Source organism: Caballeronia choica, assembly GCF_001544535.1.
GTDB lineage: Bacteria > Pseudomonadota > Gammaproteobacteria > Burkholderiales > Burkholderiaceae > Caballeronia > Caballeronia choica.
Map to the genome: position 1 here is coordinate 1 of NZ_FCON02000561.1, position 782 is coordinate 782.

Annotated in this window: 1 protein-coding gene and 1 pseudogene; one reads left to right on the plus strand and one right to left on the minus strand. The window is 59.6% G+C overall.

Translation table 11 applies throughout. The features are described 5' to 3' along the window. Window positions 1-386 (plus strand): integrase core domain-containing protein (locus AWB68_RS45720; protein WP_143282090.1); only part of this gene is annotated, 386 nt, incomplete at its 5' end. Between the two features lie 38 nt (window positions 387-424). Here AWB68_RS45720 and AWB68_RS45725 read toward each other — a convergent pair. Further along, window positions 425-782 (minus strand): annotated as a pseudogene (locus tag AWB68_RS45725) (transposase); the annotation flags it as partial.

Below are 782 nucleotides of genomic sequence, written 5' to 3' on the forward strand. Positions count from 1 at the left end.
GGTTCGCCGCCTTGCAGCCGATCGCACAGGGACTGCTGGGTGAATTCGGCGGCACGGGTGCCGAGGTTGGTCGGGGCCTGACGCTGCGCATGGATCACGGTTCGCAGTACACGGCCGATGACTTCCTCAACCAGGTCAGGTTCTGGGGCGTCACGCCGAGCTTCGCCTTCGTCGCCGAACCGCAAACGAATGGCGTCGCTGAGCGCTTCAACCGGACGCTGAAAGAACAGGCCATTCACGGTCGCATCTTCGGGAACCTGGAGGAAGTTCGGGCCGCGGCCGTCGAGTTCAAAGATCGTTACAACCGTCATTGGCGTCTCGAAAAACTGGGCTTTATGTCACCCCATGAAGCCCGTCACGCAGCCACCATGAAAGAGGCCGCCTGAGTTGCAAACCCGTGTCCAGACAATCCGAGCCGGTACACGCGCCGCTTAAGCAAACACCAGCGCGACTTCTTGAGCACCGGCTCATATCCCTCGCGGCTCATACGGCGGGTTTCGTCGGCGCGAACCTCATCGATCGCCTTGTTCATCTTCGCCACGATGTGGAAGCGGTCGAGGATATTCAGCGCATTGGGGCAATGCAACGCGATCATTTCGAGGTAAGGCTTCCACATGTCCGAACAGACGAATTCCACCTTCTCACATAGCTGTGTTCCGATCATGGCGAAGAACCTGGCGAAGCTTTGCTTCGTGCGCTCCTGTCCGATCCAGAGCAGACGCACGCAACCGGCCTCGATCTGATACACCAGCGTGAGGTACTTGTGCCCGCGGCCATACTGG